This window comes from Tessaracoccus sp. (assembly GCF_016714275.1).
Classification (GTDB): domain Bacteria; phylum Actinomycetota; class Actinomycetes; order Propionibacteriales; family Propionibacteriaceae; genus Arachnia.
The window spans coordinates 922,281-937,121 of sequence record NZ_JADJNP010000002.1 but is presented as its reverse complement, the minus strand read 5'-3'; the positions used below and the strand labels follow the sequence as shown (position 1 = coordinate 937,121).

Annotated in this window: 14 protein-coding genes; 4 read left to right on the top strand and 10 right to left on the bottom strand. The window is 68.7% G+C overall.

The annotated features are described in order from the left end of the window. Positions 1-26: 26 nt before the first annotated feature. Positions 27-989, top strand: coding sequence for a Gfo/Idh/MocA family protein (locus IPJ61_RS13020; RefSeq protein WP_297108001.1), 963 nt, complete (start codon positions 27-29; stop codon positions 987-989). Positions 990-1,025: 36 nt separating this feature from the next. Here the strand turns inward: IPJ61_RS13020 and IPJ61_RS13015 are convergent, their stop codons facing one another. From IPJ61_RS13015 to IPJ61_RS12970, 10 genes are all read right to left on the bottom strand, one after another. Then, positions 1,026-1,250 carry a helix-turn-helix transcriptional regulator gene (locus IPJ61_RS13015; RefSeq protein ID WP_297107997.1) on the bottom strand — a complete coding sequence of 75 codons (225 nt, stop codon included), beginning with the start codon at positions 1,248-1,250 and terminating at the stop codon, positions 1,026-1,028. Positions 1,251-1,278: 28 nt separating this feature from the next. After that, on the bottom strand, positions 1,279-2,118 hold the full coding sequence (locus tag IPJ61_RS13010; RefSeq protein WP_297107994.1) for an ABC transporter permease: 840 nt from the start codon (positions 2,116-2,118) through the stop codon (positions 1,279-1,281). Beyond that, on the bottom strand, positions 2,115-3,059 hold the full coding sequence (locus IPJ61_RS13005) for an ABC transporter ATP-binding protein (RefSeq protein WP_297107991.1): 945 nt from the start codon (positions 3,057-3,059) through the stop codon (positions 2,115-2,117). Before IPJ61_RS13005 ends, IPJ61_RS13010 begins: the two co-directional genes overlap by 4 nt. Before the next feature lie 136 nt (positions 3,060-3,195). Further along, entirely contained in the window at positions 3,196-4,059 is an 864-nt protein-coding gene (locus IPJ61_RS13000; protein WP_297107989.1) for a carbohydrate ABC transporter permease, read from the bottom strand. An 8-nt stretch (positions 4,060-4,067) separates the two neighbouring features. Beyond that, positions 4,068-4,898: a carbohydrate ABC transporter permease gene (locus IPJ61_RS12995; RefSeq protein ID WP_297107987.1), complete on the bottom strand. Its 831-nt coding sequence runs from the start codon at positions 4,896-4,898 to the stop codon at positions 4,068-4,070. Positions 4,899-4,960: 62 nt separating this feature from the next. After that, positions 4,961-6,328, bottom strand: coding sequence for an ABC transporter substrate-binding protein (locus tag IPJ61_RS12990; protein WP_297107984.1), 1,368 nt, complete (start codon positions 6,326-6,328; stop codon positions 4,961-4,963). 27 nt (positions 6,329-6,355) lie between these two features. Next, complete coding sequence (locus IPJ61_RS12985; protein WP_297107981.1) at positions 6,356-7,714, bottom strand: ADP-ribosylglycohydrolase family protein; 1,359 nt, start codon at positions 7,712-7,714, stop codon at positions 6,356-6,358. A gap of 73 nt (positions 7,715-7,787) precedes the next feature. Continuing rightward, positions 7,788-8,786, bottom strand: coding sequence for a LacI family DNA-binding transcriptional regulator (locus IPJ61_RS12980; protein ID WP_297107978.1), 999 nt, complete (start codon positions 8,784-8,786; stop codon positions 7,788-7,790). A gap of 340 nt (positions 8,787-9,126) precedes the next feature. Continuing rightward, positions 9,127-10,827, bottom strand: coding sequence for a TM0106 family RecB-like putative nuclease (locus IPJ61_RS12975; protein WP_297107975.1), 1,701 nt, complete (start codon positions 10,825-10,827; stop codon positions 9,127-9,129). Continuing rightward, the gene (locus IPJ61_RS12970; protein ID WP_297107972.1) at positions 10,824-11,525 is read right to left on the bottom strand and encodes a demethylmenaquinone methyltransferase; all 702 of its coding nucleotides are present in this window, start codon (positions 11,523-11,525) and stop codon (positions 10,824-10,826) included. Before IPJ61_RS12970 ends, IPJ61_RS12975 begins: the two co-directional genes overlap by 4 nt. Positions 11,526-11,626: 101 nt before the next feature. On the opposite strand from IPJ61_RS12970, the gene IPJ61_RS12965 reads away from it, so the two are divergent. From IPJ61_RS12965 to IPJ61_RS12955, 3 genes are all read left to right on the top strand, one after another. After that, positions 11,627-12,244: an ABC transporter ATP-binding protein gene (locus tag IPJ61_RS12965; RefSeq protein ID WP_459251302.1), complete on the top strand. Its 618-nt coding sequence runs from the start codon at positions 11,627-11,629 to the stop codon at positions 12,242-12,244. Continuing rightward, the gene (locus IPJ61_RS12960; protein WP_297107964.1) at positions 12,244-13,887 is read left to right on the top strand and encodes a DUF6297 family protein; all 1,644 of its coding nucleotides are present in this window, start codon (positions 12,244-12,246) and stop codon (positions 13,885-13,887) included. Before IPJ61_RS12965 ends, IPJ61_RS12960 begins: the two co-directional genes overlap by 1 nt. A gap of 109 nt (positions 13,888-13,996) precedes the next feature. Beyond that, complete coding sequence (locus IPJ61_RS12955; protein WP_297107961.1) at positions 13,997-14,713, top strand: hypothetical protein; 717 nt, start codon at positions 13,997-13,999, stop codon at positions 14,711-14,713. Positions 14,714-14,841 lie beyond the last annotated feature (128 nt).

Genomic DNA, 14,841 nt, shown 5'->3' with positions numbered 1-14,841 from the left:
TCGGACACACGGCTTCAGGAGGATGCATGGTCGACATCGGGATCATCGGCACCAACTTCATCAGTGACTGGTTCGTCGAGGCGTGTCGGCGCGGGTCCGGGCGGCTGCGGCCGGCGGCTGTGCTCTCCCGTGACCCGGATCGGGGGCAGGAGTTCGCGCATCGCAACGACGTGCCGCGGGCATTCACCGACCTGGCGGACATGATCGATGCCGTCGACGCCGTCTACGTCGCCTCGCCCACATCGGCCCACCACGGGCAGGCGATGGCGGCGATCGAGGCGGGCCGGCACGTCCTGATCGAGAAGACGATGACCTCCTCAGCCACGCAGGCCGAGGAGATCTTCGCCGCGGCGTCGGCGCGCGGCGTCGTCGCGATGGAGGCCGCGCGGCACGTGCATACGCCCGCGTTCCGCGCGTTCGTCCAGGCGATCGGGGAGCTCGGCACCCTGCGCTACGCGCACGTCGAGATGCTGCAGTACTCGTCGCGCTACGGCCGCTTCCTCGCGGGCGAACACGTCAACGCCTTCGATCCGACGCTCGGCAACTCAGCGCTGATCGACATCGGCTTCTACCCGCTCACGGCGGCCCTGGCGTGCTTCGGCACTGCCCCGCGGGCACAGACCGGCGGCAGCTTCCTCCTGGACAACGGCTTCGAGGCCGGCGGCGGCATCCAGCTGGACTACGACGGGCTGCTGGTCGACGTCGCCTACTCCAAGATCGTCGCCGGGGTCGGCCCCTGCACGGTGCACGGCGAGGAGGGCACGGTGACGATCAACAGCGTCGCGGAGCCGTCGCGCATCGTGCGCTATCGCCGCGGCGCCGAGCCGGAGTTCCTCCTCGACGAGCCGGCCGTCACCCCCGTCGACACGATGGTCCACGAGCTCGATGTCTTCGCCGACCAGGTCGACTCCGGTGCCGTCGACCCCCGCTGGCGCGATCTGAGCCTCGCCGTCCGGCGGACCATGGACATTCATCTCGACCGGCAGTAGGTACTCCGGGGATGGCTCGCCTTCGGGGGGAGGGCGCTAGGAGCCGATGCGAGGGAACGGGCGCAGAGCGAACACGATCTCGACAGGAACCTCGAAGTACTCGGCGATCTGCAGCGCCAGCGTCAACGACGGGGAGTACTCGCCACGCTCGAGGTAACCGACCGTCTGGTAGTGCACGCCGAGCGCATCCGCCAGTTGGCGACGCGAGATCCCCCGCTCCATGCGCAGCATGGCGATCCGGTTGTAGATTGCGTCGCTCACCGGGATAGTCTCTCAGTCCGTCGCCGCATCAGTAGCCCTGGGTCAGGAGACGTTCGCGCGCCGCCGTCACCTTGGAGCCGGACTCGCCGTGAATCATGCGGCGCAGCACGACCGGCGCGAGCAGGAGGCCAACGACGGCCCATGCGCCGAGGACCGCGAACGTCTCGACGAGACGCCACGACTCGCCGATCTCGATGACAGCCGCAGCGTCGGGCAGCAGGGCGGCGCGCATGCCCAGGGCGAGCCAGTACGCGGGCAGCGCCTGAACGATCACCTGAACCCAGACCGGGAACACCGTGATGGGGAAGAAGACGCCTGAGACGATCAACAACCCATAGACGCCGAGCACAGGCAGCATCAAGCCCACGGGGGTCTTGACGGCGGCGCCGACGATGGCGCCCCACGGCACCGTCGCCGCCATTCCCAAGAGCCCGAACGCGACGAGCAGCACCCAGCTGCGCAGGCCGGACGGCCCGATGCCCTCGAAGAGGAGGCTGCCCAGCACGAGGGTCGCTCCGACGAGGAGGAAGGTGGTGAGGGTCGTCGAGATGGTCTTACCCGCCAGGTAGCCCATGAGGCCGCACGGCACGCACTTCATCCGCAGGACCGTGCCCTGGTCGCGTTCCTGGTACAGCTCGCCGGCCACGCTGGAGAATCCGCCGATCAGGAGCATCGCACCCAGCAACGACGGCACCATGAGCTGCGCGAGGCTGACGGTGGACTCGTCGATCAGCGAGTTGCGCTGGAACCAGGCGATCACCAGCAACACGATCGGTAGCGAGAGGGAGAGGAGGACTTCCGGTGTCAACAGCGTGGTGCGCAGGTCGATCTTCGCCTGCGTCCACGCGCTGCGCAGTGTGTTTCTCATCGCTCCTCCTCCTGGGGCGATCCTGCAGCCAGCCGGGCCGCGGAGCGCTCAGGTGTCTCGGTCTCATCGCCCTGCTCGACTCGCCGCACAAGGCTCAGGTACACGTCCTCGAGGGTGGACCTCCGAACCTCCAGATCATCCATCCGCGCGGTCGGATCGGCGAGCTGCGAGCGGAGGAACGCGGTGGGATCCACGCCGACGTGGACGTGGCGGCCGACGTCGTCGGTCCACGTGATCTCGGTGGTGCTGTTCAGCCGCGACCGCAGTCGGTCCGGCGAGCCGTCGGCGACGATGCGGCCATCGGCGAGGATCAGGATGCGGTCTGAGATCTTCTCTGCCTCGTCGAGGTCGTGCGTGGTGACAAGGATCGTCGCGCCCTCGTCTGCAAGACGGCCGATGAGATCCTGGAAGTCCCGCCGAGCCTCGGGATCGAAGCCGGCGGTGGGCTCGTCCAGGAAAAGCAGCTCCGGGCGCCCGACGATGCCGACGGCGACATCGAGTCGGCGGCGTTGACCGCCGGAAAGCCGGCGCAGCTGCTTGTCGCTGGAGTCGGCGAGCCCGACGATCTTCAACAGCTCATCCGTCGGCCACGGGCGGACGGTGTCGGTTGTGGCATAGGGGCGGTAGTAGGAGCCGAGATAGTTCAGGAACTCCTCAACCCTCCACTTCGCGTGGTCCCGCCACGACTGCTGCACGATGCCGACGCGCGCCCGCCACGCCTCGTCCCCGGAGGTAGGTGCCTCGCCCAGCACGCTGACCTCGCCGGAGCTCGGCCGCCGGAAACCCTCCAGGATGTCCATGGTCGTCGTCTTGCCTGCGCCGTTCGGCCCGAGAAGGCCCACGACCTCGCCGCGATGCACCGAGAACTCGATGCCGGTGAGGACCTGGGTGTCGCCATACGCCATGTGTAGCCCGCGCACGTCGATCAGTGGAGTGCTCATGCCCCAAAATATAGTAGATGTACTACAGACCGACAAGGGTGTGCTGACTAGCGAGTCCAGATTGGCGCCGTCGATTCACTGACTCGACCTCAGCCCCGCCGTCCGGCGGACCATGGACATTCACTTGGGCACGCTCCTAGGCGCCGCCCAGACCCGACGAGGAAAGGCCGTCGATGAACCGCCGCTGCAGCGCGAGGAACAGCAGGAGCATCGGGGCGATCATGATGAAGCCCGCCGCGCTGATCAGCGTGTAGTCCTGCGAGAACCCCTGGCGGAACGAGAAGAACGTCGTCGATAGCGGCATGAGCGCGTCGTTCTGGATGAACGTGACGGCGAAGAGGAACTCGTTGTACGCGCTCAGCCCCGTCGTCAAGGCGATGGTCAGGAGACCGGGCAGCGCGTTGGGCAGGATCACGCGGAAGAGCACGGCGAGCTCGCCGGCACCGTCCATCCGAGCGGCCTCCTCGAACTCCTTCGGGATCGTCAGCAGGAACGAGCGGAGCAGCAGGGTGGCGAAGGGCGAGAAGAGCCCGCAGTAGATGACGATCAGGCCCAAGTAGGTGTCATACAGGCCCATCCGCGTCCACAGGAAGAAGAGCGGGACGAGGAACATCTGCGCGGGCAGCGAGCTCGCGACGAGCAGGTAGGTGATGAAGACGCTCCCGCCCCGGACCTCGAGGCGGGCGAGACCGTAGGCGGCGCACCCCGCCACCAGCACCGTCAGCGCCACCGTGCCGCTCACGATGACGACGGAGTTCTTGAGGCCCGCCGCCATGTTGGCCTGCGTCCAGGCGGTCAGGAAGTTGCCCCACTGCCAGCTGCTCGGCAGCCCGATCGAGTCCGCGGCGTACTCGGCCGGGGTCTTCAGCGCGTTGAAGGTGAAAAGCAGGATCGGGCCGACGGAGAAGATCGCCAGCAACGTGAGCAGCACGTAGGTGACGGTTCCCGCGGACCGGAAGGACCGACGCCGCGAGGCCCGGCTGGGCTGGGTCAGGCTCATGGCGGTCACTAGATGTCCCACTTTCTGACGTGGCGGATGGTCAGGTAGGCCGCGACGACGATCCCGCTGATCGGGGCCATAACGACGCTGATCGCGGACGCGTAGCCGGCCTCGAGATCCTGGAATGCGCGCCGGTAGAGCACCGTCGACAGCAGGTCGGTCGAGCCGGCGGGACCGCCCTGGGTCATGATGTAGACGTAGTCGAAGGCCAGGAACGACCAGATGATCGTCATCAGCCCGAGGAACGCGAACGTGGGTCGGATGCTGGGAAGCGTGATCGCGAAGAACTGGCGCCACGGGCCCGCGCCGTCGAGAGCCGACGCCTCGTACAGGCTCGGGTTGATCCCCTGCATGGCGGCGAGGAAGACGACGACGAGGAAGCCCCACCAGGCCCAGTTGTTCACGAAGGCCACGCCCCAGAGAGCCGTGTCCGGATTCCCCAGGATGTTGATCCCGGTCAGCTGGCCCAGGCCGCCCGCGGGCGAGAGGATGGACTGCCAGATCGCGGCGTTCACCACGCTGGCGACGATGTAGGGGATGAAGTAGAGCACGCGGAACAGCAGCCGGAAGCGACGGATGCGGGTCAGGGCGTACGCGCCGTATAGGCCGAGGCCCATCGGGACGATGAGGAAGAACAGTGTCCAGAGCAGGTTATGGCCCAGCGCGTTCAGGAACTCCGGGTCGCCGAGCAGGCGGGCGTAGTTCTCGAGGCCGACGAACTCCGCCTCCCCGATCCCCGACCAGTCGGTGAACGAGTAGTACACCGAAGAGAGGCTCGGGACGAAGACGACGAGTGCGTTCACCACGATCAGCGGCAGCACGAACAGCCACCCCTTCACGCGCCAGTCCCGCAGGGGCGGGCGCCGACGCCTCACCGCCGGAGGGGCCGTGGCCAGCGCGCTCACTCGCTGTGCCCCGTCGGAGCGGGGATCGGCGGCACGGCGCCCGCCGCGAACTCCTTCGCGAACTGCTCCTGGATGCCCGCGCAGTAGTCGGCGGGCGAGAGCTTGCCGGTCAGCACCTGCTCGAAGTAGTCGATGAGATACGTCTCCGTCTTGGGCGGGAAGAACGTCCAGGTGGTGTACCCGATGGTAGTCGCCTGGGACATCGACGAGTACAGCCGTACCGTGCGCTCGTCGGCAGCTGCGCTGAAGTCGGAGGCCTCGATATGGATTGGGCTCGGCTGGAAGTTGACGGCCTCCACGGCGGCGATGATGGTGTCGACGTCGGTCGTCAGCCAGTTCAGGTACTCGGCCGTCGCGTCGAGGTCGCTCGCCTTCGCGTTGATGCCGAGCGACTGCCCGATGGCCAGGTCCCAGATGTCCGACGGCGTGTTGTCGCCCAACGCGGGGATCTGCGCGAAGTCCCACGTCGCCTCGTTGCTCGCCGCCTCGCCGAAGTACGGGGCGAGATTCGCGAAGTCCCACGTGCCTGACATCATGCCCCCGGCGGTGCCGTCGGCCAGCTGGCCGTAAGCCATCGGGAAGGTGGTGGTGAAGTAGCTCTCGACACTGCCGCCGAACCAGCCGTTCGCGAAGTAGCCTGCCATCCGCGTGATCGCGTCGACGAACGCCGCGTCGGTGAACGGAGTCTCGCCCGTGAGCGCGGAGTACACCGCCTCGGGCCCGGCGCCATGGTTGAAGGCGTGGCCGACGTACCACTCGTTCGCGCCCTTCCAGTCCGCGTTGCCCGCCGCGACCGGGATCTTGCCCGCACCCTTGAGGTCGGTGCAGAAGGCCTCGAACTCATCCTTCGTCGTCGGAACCTTCAGGCCTGCCGCATCCAGCGTGCCGGGGTTGTAGAAGAAAACCATCGTCTCGTAGGCGGTGGGGACGGTGACCAGCTTGCCGTCGACGCGGGACGTGTCCAGCGCCCAGCTGGCGAAGGCGTCGTCCCAGCCGAACAACTCCTCGTAGGGGGTCAGGTCGGCGAGGAAGCCGGCCTTGTTGAACTCGGAGACGGCTGTCGAGGGGCCGGGGGTCACGATGATGTCCGGGCCGCTGCCGGCCGCAAGCGAGGTCTGAGTGAGCCGGTCCAGGTTCGGCTTCTGGGTGAAGACGACCTTCGCGCTACCGGGATACGCGTCGACGAAGTGCGCGGTGAAGTACTTCAGCTGCTGCTCGTCGGGCAGGTTGTTCCAGAAGACGATCTCCTTGGCCGCCGCCGTGCCGGAAGACCCGGGGGAGGGCGATCCGGAGCACGCGCTGAGCGCGGCGACGAGGCTGGTGGATCCGGTTGCGGCGAGGAAGCCGCGACGTGTGAATGCCATGTGAGTTCTCCTATGAAGTGGTGGCGGTTAGCGGTTGAAGTCGGAGGCGACGCGGATGGTCCGGGCCGCCAGATCGGAGATGGAGGAGTTGTCGAATCCGAAGAGGGCAGATCGGGTCCGGTCCTGCAGGGGATCGATGAACCGGGCGGGAAGGCCCGGGGAGCCGGCGAGGATCGCGGCGACGGAGCCGACGGTCGCGCCGTTGGAATCTGTGTCCCACCCGGTCATGACGACGCGGGTGGTCGCCGTCGTCCAGTCGTCCTCGCCCCACAACAGGGCGGCGACGACGGCAGCGGCGTTGTTGATGGTGTGCACCCACGAGTAGACGGCGAACTGCTCCCGGATCTCAGAGACGGCCGCCTGCCAGGAGACGCCCGCGTCGCGCAGCTCGGTCACGAAGGTGACGGCATCCGCGAGGCGGGATCGGCGGGGGACGACGGTGAGCGACAGGTCGACGGCCTCCCGCGCCGTCGATGCGGTGAAAGCGCCCGCGACCAGCGCGGCGGCCCACATCTCGCCGTAGATGCCGTTGCCCGTATGCGAGAGCGCCGCGTCACGGTAGGCGAGACGTGCGGCCGACACGACGTCGCCTGGGTGCACGTAGCCGAAGATGTCGGCGCGGATCTGGGCGCCGATCCACTCGCGGTAGGGATTGCGGCGGCGGGCCGTCTCCGGGGCGCGGAAACCATCGACGATGTTGATGTAGGCGGCGCGCTCCGCGGTGTAGACCTGCTCGAGCGGGAAGAGCGTCGTCCAGGCGCGGGCGACGTCGTCGGTTGCAAGAGCAGGCCCGTGCCGCTCCAGCAGGTGCAGGCCGAGGATGGTGTAGTCGATGTCGTCGTCGCGGGCCGACCCGGCCACGTTGCCGCGGGTGGTCTCCGGCCAGTTGTCGACCAGCTCGAACCCGTCGGGCATGGGGTCGAGCCGGGGCACGTAGTCGGCGAGCGGGTAGGCGTCCGCGAGCTCGAGGTACTCCCGGATGCGTTCCGGCGTCCACGTCCAGCCGAACTCGATCGGCTTGCCTAGGTTGCAGCCGGCGATGCGCCCGTACCAGGCGGCTCGGATGCCGTCGGCGACGACGGCCTCGCTCACCTGCTCAGCCGGTGCCGGGTCGCCCGCGGACGCGAGGATGTCCTCCAGGGCGTCGGGCTCCTCGTATTCCCAGCTCTTCGTCCGGGCTGCGCCGGCCATCTCGTCGACGAGGGTGAGGAGGGCTCCGCGGTCGCCCGGGTCGGTGTCGTTCGCGGAGCGGACGAACCCCTCGACATCGTGGCCGGTCTCGCGGAGCTGCTGGATCTCGTCGGCCACCAGGTCGGCAGGGCGGAGGGCGTCGAAACGGCTGTTTTGGTAGGCCTCGGCCAGTTCGAGGCGTGGGGGAAGCGTCATGGGTGCTCCTTGCGGATGTGCGACGGGTGTCGTGAGGGAGGCCGCGAGCGGGTGCTTGCGGGCGGAGTGCGGCTTAAGCCGTGCCGCGGACGATGAGGCGGGTAGGGATGTCGATGCGCAACGGCGGCGCCGCGCGGTCATCGATGCGGCGGATGAGGGCTTCGGCGCAGGCGAGCCCGGTCGCCACCGCCGGGTTCTCGATGGTGGTGAGCTTCGGCGAAACGAGGCGTGCGAGGTCGATGTCGTCGAAGCCGATCACCGACAGGTCGTCCGGCACCGTGAGCCCTGCGGCGCGGGCGGCCTCGACGACGCCGACCGCGATGAGGTCGTTGGCGCACATGATCGCGCGGGGCCGTCCGGTGGGCGCGCCGAGCAGCGTGCCACCGCCGACGATGCCCCCGTCGTGCGTGAACGGGGTATGCGTGATCCACTCCTCGCGCACCTCGATCCCCGTCTCCCCGCACGCACGACGGAAGGAGTCGAGCCGGACGACGCTGGGAAGCTCGCCTTCCGGGCCGCTTACGAACCCGATGTCGCGAATGCCGCGGCCCGCGAGGTACTCGACGGCATGCAGGATGCCCCGGGCGTCGTCGCTGCCGACGTGGTCAGCGCCGACGTCCGACGCGTCGGTCCCGCCGCCGATGATCGGCAGGTCGGGACCGACGATCTCGCGGATCCGGGCGCTGCCGAGCGCGGTCACCGTCATGATCATCCCGTCGACGCCGCGGGCGACCATGTCCTGCAGGAAGCGTTCCTCGGTGGCCGCGTCGCCATTGGTGTTGCAGATGAGCGTGACGTAGCCCTCAGGGTCGAGGCGGTCGTGAATGGCTCGGGCGAGCGAGGGGTAGTAGGGATTGGCGATATCGGAGACGATCAGCGCGACCGAATAGCTCTTCCTGCTGCGAAGGCTCTGCGCCGCGATGCTCGGCCGGTAGTTGAGCTCCTTGATCGCCTGGTGGATGCGCTTCTTCGTTTCCTCGGCGACGGCGCGCCTACCGCTGAGCGCGTGGGAGACGGTCGTTGTGCTGACGCCTGCCGCTGCGGCGACGTCCGAGATGCGGTAACCGGCCATTCACGCCTCCTCTGGCTGCCGACTAGGGATACAAATCGATTTGCATTCCGGCAATACGATTGCAAATCGATTTGCGGGTTTGCGTTGGGTTCATCGAAACACAGCCGCAAGAGGCCAGTCAATAGATTCGATAATGCAAAGATATTTGCATGCCGAGACCGCCGGAATGGGCACAGCGCTAGTGGTCTGTCGCTCCTAAGGCTTGGGATAGGGAGCGGCGGTGTGCGGAGTGCCAGGCGAGGCGGAGGAGTGAGGCGATGCGGTGCCATCGTCGATCGACGACAACGAAGCATGGTGCCCGCACGGCGTCGCGAGCCCAGGACTGAGGGGCGACAGGCCACTAGTGACCGGCAGATGAGTCCTGGGCGGTGAGCCAGCGGCGGACGGCGAGCGTGGCGCGGACATCGTCCTCGTTGTAGTCGAGCACGCGCGCGCGGGCGGCGGCGCGGGCCGCGTCGGTGGAACCGGAGACGGCCTCGTTGAACCACGATTGCGAATTCAGGCCGCCTGCCTCCTCGTCGCGCCAGTGGAATCCCACGCCCCGCGACGCGACGATTTTCAGCCCCAGGCCGTCCACACCGACGAAGTTGTCGCGCACATACCCGAAGAGGTCGACAAAGTGGTCCCGGATCAGGACGCTTGCCGCGACGAGAGACGGGTGGTCGCTGCGAGCGGCGAGCCGACGCAGGTGGACCGTCTCGTAGTCGCTGTAGTGGTAGACGCGGAGATCAGGGTGCCGCTCGGCCAGGTCGAGCAGCCAGTCGGCGAACTCGACGGCGAGCTCGATCTCCGCCGCCTGGTTCAGCCGCTCGAACCGGCTGAAATGACGGAACTCGCCGTCGGACTCACCGCCGACGAGCACGCCCCACAGGTAGATGGTGCCGTCGTCGGCCGTCTCGATGTCCAGGTCGACCTCGACGGGTGACCGCGGGACGGCGATGGGATCCACGCTCACGCGTTCGAGGTCGACGCCGTGCGCGAGCATCCGCGCCCGCCGCGCCGCCTGGCGCAGCCGATCCTCGGACCGGTCGCGGTGCCCGGTCTCGGGCAGGTAGCGGGGGAGGATCTCGTCGACGTCGGCCTCGGCCAGCTCCGCGACGGTCTTGATGCCCAACGAGAGCAGCGTCTGCAGCTCGCGGACGTCGAGCGGCGCCTTGGAGATCCGCAGGGAGAGGTCGTCGTCGTCGATCTGCGTGCGGCATACCTCCCACCAGGCGCACCACTCGCACTCCTTGACACGGATCGGACGCACGGCCGGCTCAGGGTCGTCGACGCCGGTGCGGGCGGCGGCCTGCTCGGCCACATGCACGCGGAATCGGTGCTCGTGGTCGTAGCGTTCGAGCGGCGAACGGAGCTTGTGGCCCGCGGTGCGGGAGAACGTGCGGATGAACTTGTACGAGAGGTCGACCCACGTGGCCGTCGGTTCGCCGCCCGGGCTGCGGTCGTCGCCGACCACGGCGGCCACCGGCGCGCCCGCCGCGAACCCGCACGACTCGAGCAGCCGCCAATGATGGGCCAGCTCCAGCAGCGTTCCCTCGCGGAAGACGCGGTAGCGGAGGTCCGGTAGCGGCGCGAGGTCGCCGATGGCCGCGAGCCGCGAGGTCCGCAGGGAGGTGCTGCCCGACTGCTTCTCCCGGACGCGGTACGGCTTGACCTTCAGCGGCCAGTAGCCCGGCGCGCCCGACGCGGTGTCGTCGCCGCGGACCAGCGCGTCGGGCCGGCCGCTGCGATGCCCATCGAGGTCCAGCGGCAGCACGCCCCCGAGGATGACGGGCGCGCCCGCACCCATCTCCGCAAGGCACGCGGCCTCCCGCTCCTCCCAGGTGAGGCCCGCCTCGTGCTGGCCGCGCAGGTCGACGGCCCCGGGTGTCTTCGCGATCCGGTCGAGGACTCCCTGCCGGAAGTCCGACCCGCCCTGGAAAGACTCGCGCAGCGACTCGTCCAGCGGCTGGTCCGGCTTTCCGAGGGTCGGGTCGAACGCGTTGAAGGTCTTCACCGGGCAGCTACGCGCGGCGTAGGCATCCAACACGAACTGGTTCATTCGGCCTTCCAGCCCCGATGGACGGCGACGATGCCGCCGGCGTGGTCCTGCCACTCGACGTCGGCCCAGCCGCACGCGCCCATGAGATCGGCGAGGCCGTGCTGATCCGGCCACGCCAGGATCGACTCGGCGAGGTAGCCGTAGGCGACGGGGTTGCTCGACAGCTTCGCGATGCGCGGCAGCGCGGCCATCAGGTAGTTGTTGTAGATGTGGCGGAACGGGCCCCAGGTGGGTGTCGAGAACTCCGCGATCACCACGCGCCCGCCCGGCCGGGTCACCCGCAGCATCTCGGTCAGCGCCGCACCGGTGTCCTCGACGTTGCGCAGGCCGTACGAGATGGTCACCGCGTCGAAGGTGTCGTCGGGGAAGGGGAGCGCGAGCGCGTCGCCGGCCACGAAGTCGATACCGGGCTGCTGGATCCGGCCCTGCTGCAGCATCCCCAACGAGATGTCGCTCGCCACCACGAACGCGCCGTGCTCCGCGAGCGCCGCCGCCGACGTGCCCGTGCCTGCCGCGAGATCGAGGATGCGCTGACCGGGACGCGGCGCGACGGCGGCCACCGTCGCGCGCCGCCAGCGGTGCACCTGGCCGAGGCTGAGGACGGTGTTGAACAGGTCGTAGCGCTTGGCCACGCCGTCGAACATCGCCGCGACATCCGCGCGCTGCTTGTCCAACCCGGCACGTTGCTGGTTTTGCATGCGGGCCAGCCTAGTAGGAACCACCGACAGCCTGGGGGGCGAGTCAGATCGTCAGTGCTTCGGCGATAGGGGACAATGGCGCCGTGGCTAAGAAAGACGTCGTGCTCCAGGTGGACAACCTCAAGAAGGGCTATGGGCCCGTGACCATCGTGGAGGGCTTCTCCATGAAGGTCCACGCGGGAGAGGCCGTCGCTCTGACCGGGCGCAACGGCGCGGGCAAGTCGACCGTGCTGCGGTGCCTCGTCGGCGCCGACCGGCCGGACGAGGGCAGCGTCACCGTCAAGGGAGTGAAGGTCAGCGAGACCAATCCCAACATCCGCCGCGACGTGGCCACGGTCATCGACGACCTCGACTTCTTCCCCGATCTCTCGGTGGTGGAGCATCTCGACCTGCTTGCCCGCGCGCACGGGCTCGTCGACCCGGATGCGCTGGTCGACGAGGTGCTCGAGGAGGTGCAGCTCGTGCCGCAGGCCGGCCAGCTGCCCTCGACCCTTTCCTCCGGCCAGCGCCGGCGCCTCGCCCTTGCGACGGCGTTCGTGCGACCTCGCTCGCTGCTGGTGCTGGACGAGCCCGAGCAGCGCCTCGACGTCGAGGGCGTCGAGTGGCTCGGCCGTCGGCTGAAGCAGGAGATCGACGGCGGCCTTGCGATCGTGCTGGCCAGCCACGAGCCGAGCCTCCTCGAGGCCATCGGCGCGCGGCAGATGCGGCTGGGCGTCTGATGTCGGTCTCGGATCCGCGCTTCGGCGAGTTGGGCCAGGTCGACGAGCGGCAGCTCGCGCTGCTGATGCGCGACTGGCGCCGTGGCCGTGCCGACCGCAACCTCTGGCAGGCCCTCTCCGACGGTTATGTCATGGTGTTCTCGCTCGTGATGATCGGCGCCATGCTGGTGTCGTCCATCGTGCAGGCGCAGCAGGTGGTCGCGGTCTGCGACACCGCCGGCTGTCTCGCCGCGCGGGGCTTGCTGCCCTGGGCGTCGGTGGCCGGCATCCTCGCGTTCACGATCGTGCTCTCGCGCATGTTCGGGCCGGTGCTGGCGTCGTCGGCGGAGGGTTTCTGGCTCATGGACGGCCCCACGGATCGACGGCGCATCCTCGCCAAGCGACTCCTGGCGGCCATCGCGCTCGCGTTCGTGGCCGGGCTCCTCTTCGGTGCGCTCATCGCCGCACTGACCGGCTCGCCGCTGATCCAGGTGGGCATCTGGGCGCTGGCCGGCGGCTTCGGGGCTGCGGGTCTCGTGGCGCTCGCCGCCGCGGAGCAGGGCGCCGACCGGCGCTGGATCCTGCTCACCATCCAGTGGCTCATCGGGTTGGCGGCGATCGGGACCATGGTCCTGCTCGTCGGCGGCGCCGCGGGCTGGTTCGCGCTGGGCGGCCTGAGCGAGCTGTCCGTCGAGCTCGCGCTCATCATCGCCGGGGTGGGCGCCGTCCTGATTCTCCTCGCGGGTCTCATCGCTCGGGCCCGGTTGAATAACATCCGGCGCCAGCGCCTCACCTCCGGGGGGTCGCTGCTGAGCGGTCTGCAGGGCGCGGCGTTCGCGCTGGAGTTCGCGCTGATCCGCGACATCCTGATCGAGGCCAAGTCCAAGGAACGCGGCCACGTGAACCCCACCCGTGGCGTGGGCTCGGGCATGCAGGCCCTCGTGATGCGCGACGTTCAGCGCCTCTGGCGCCAGCCGCTGCCGCTGCTCACGCTGGCCGGCAGCGCCGTCGTTCCTTACGCCGTGCAGGCGTTGGGACTGACCAGCCTCAACCCGCCGATCTCCGCGCTCGTGCTCATGGTCGCGCTGATCCCGTTCATGAACTCGCTGCGCGTGCTGACCCGCACCAAGGGCCTGCAGCGGTGCTTCCCGTACAGCGTGGCGCACGTCAAGCAGGCAGCCATGGTCGTTCCCGCCGTCCTTGCTCTGCTGTGGGTGATCGCGGTCTTCCCGGCGTTCCTCGGCCTCGCCGGGGGAGTGAAGGTGCCGCCGGTCGACGCCGCCGGCGCGGCGTTGGTGACCGGCATCGCGGGCATCCTCGCCGCGGTCCGCTGGGTCGCTGCGAAGCCGGCCGACTATTCGGGTCCGATCGTCGCCACCGGCATGGGCGCCATGCCGCCCGGGCTGATGTTCTCGCTGCTGCGCGGCTTCGACATGGTGGCGCTGATCACACTCCCGATCGTGTTCAACCTCCCCATCTGGGTGTCGCTGGTCATCGCGCTCATCGCGTTCTCGTTCCTGCGCAGCGGCTTCGACCGCGAGGCGCTGATGGACCAGCAGGCGGAGCAGAAGCGCCTGCTCGACGAGGAGAAGGCCCGCCGCGCAGGCGCGACCGCGTCCCCGGCGGCGAAGCAGAAGGTCCAGATCCAGCGCAAGAAGCGGTAGTCCTGCGGGTTGAGCCGACGCGCGAGCGCGCGTTCGCCCGCCCGCCGATCGGCAGCGCAGTGGGTTGGATAGAGTGCCCGTGCCGCGCTGACGATCTGAAAGTGACTCCATGAGCGATCCAGACGAGTACCCCGCGCCGCCGCGCCCGGAGGACCTGCCGGAAATGGGGACGTCACGCGGCCCGAGGGCGAGATGGGCCTGGGTCTGGGTGGCTCTAGGGTCGGCGCTGGTGACCGCGCTGGTCATGTTTCTGATCATGCGCCCCTACCTGACGCTGCCTTCGTCGAACGCCGGGCAGACGACCGTCGCGCCCACGCCCGTTGCCGAGACCTCAAGCGCGTCACCCTCTGCGGCTCGGTGGACCGCTCCGCCCGCTGCTGCCCCGCTGCCGAGTGATCCGCCGACGCCGACGCCGGAGCCGGCGACCTCCCAAGACGCGGCGTGCCCGGAGCTCGACGGGAGGTGGGTCACGGATGAAACGGTCATCTGGGAGCCGGAGCATCTGGACGAGCTTGTTGACGCTCCGGATGGCTTCGCCGCGTTCGTCGAAGCCCAGTTGGGCGTCGATGACTACGGCTGCACGACCCAGTTCACGATCCTCGGGACGCATCCGGAGGGATTCGCCGTCGGCACGATGGAGTCTCCCGAGTGGGACGATGGCTGCGGAGGCGGTGCCTGGTTCATCTGGAGCGACCAGGGTGGAGAGTGGGGCGAGCTGTTCATGATTCAGGACATCCTGGACTGCAGCGACCTCGCCGACGCCGAGGTACCGGAGAACTCGGGCCTGATCGAGTGCTTCGCCGACGACCAGACCTGGTGGTGGTGATCACGCGACATCGGTCTGAGGTGACAACCACCGCTCGTTGAGCCGGGTGCGTCGACGGAGTCGACCGCGACCGTGTCGAAGCGGCCCGCGCCCGGTTTGAGGACTTGGTCCAGGACCGCTGAGCGTGG

Bases quoted from the DNA above. Each gene is read 5' to 3' on its own strand.
- IPJ61_RS13020 (WP_297108001.1), top strand. From the start codon at position 27: ATGGTCGACATCGGGATCATCGGCACCAACTTCATCAGTGACTGGTTC.
- IPJ61_RS13010 (WP_297107994.1), bottom strand. From the start codon at position 2,118: ATGAGAAACACACTGCGCAGCGCGTGGACGCAGGCGAAGATCGACCTG.
- IPJ61_RS13005 (WP_297107991.1), bottom strand. From the start codon at position 3,059: ATGAGCACTCCACTGATCGACGTGCGCGGGCTACACATGGCGTATGGC.
- IPJ61_RS13000 (WP_297107989.1), bottom strand. From the start codon at position 4,059: ATGAGCCTGACCCAGCCCAGCCGGGCCTCGCGGCGTCGGTCCTTCCGG.
- IPJ61_RS12990 (WP_297107984.1), bottom strand. From the start codon at position 6,328: ATGGCATTCACACGTCGCGGCTTCCTCGCCGCAACCGGATCCACCAGC.
- IPJ61_RS12985 (WP_297107981.1), bottom strand. From the start codon at position 7,714: ATGACGCTTCCCCCACGCCTCGAACTGGCCGAGGCCTACCAAAACAGC.
- IPJ61_RS12980 (WP_297107978.1), bottom strand. From the start codon at position 8,786: ATGGCCGGTTACCGCATCTCGGACGTCGCCGCAGCGGCAGGCGTCAGC.
- IPJ61_RS12975 (WP_297107975.1), bottom strand. From the start codon at position 10,827: ATGAACCAGTTCGTGTTGGATGCCTACGCCGCGCGTAGCTGCCCGGTG.
- IPJ61_RS12970 (WP_297107972.1), bottom strand. From the start codon at position 11,525: ATGCAAAACCAGCAACGTGCCGGGTTGGACAAGCAGCGCGCGGATGTC.
- IPJ61_RS12960 (WP_297107964.1), top strand. From the start codon at position 12,244: ATGTCGGTCTCGGATCCGCGCTTCGGCGAGTTGGGCCAGGTCGACGAG.
- IPJ61_RS12955 (WP_297107961.1), top strand. From the start codon at position 13,997: ATGAGCGATCCAGACGAGTACCCCGCGCCGCCGCGCCCGGAGGACCTG.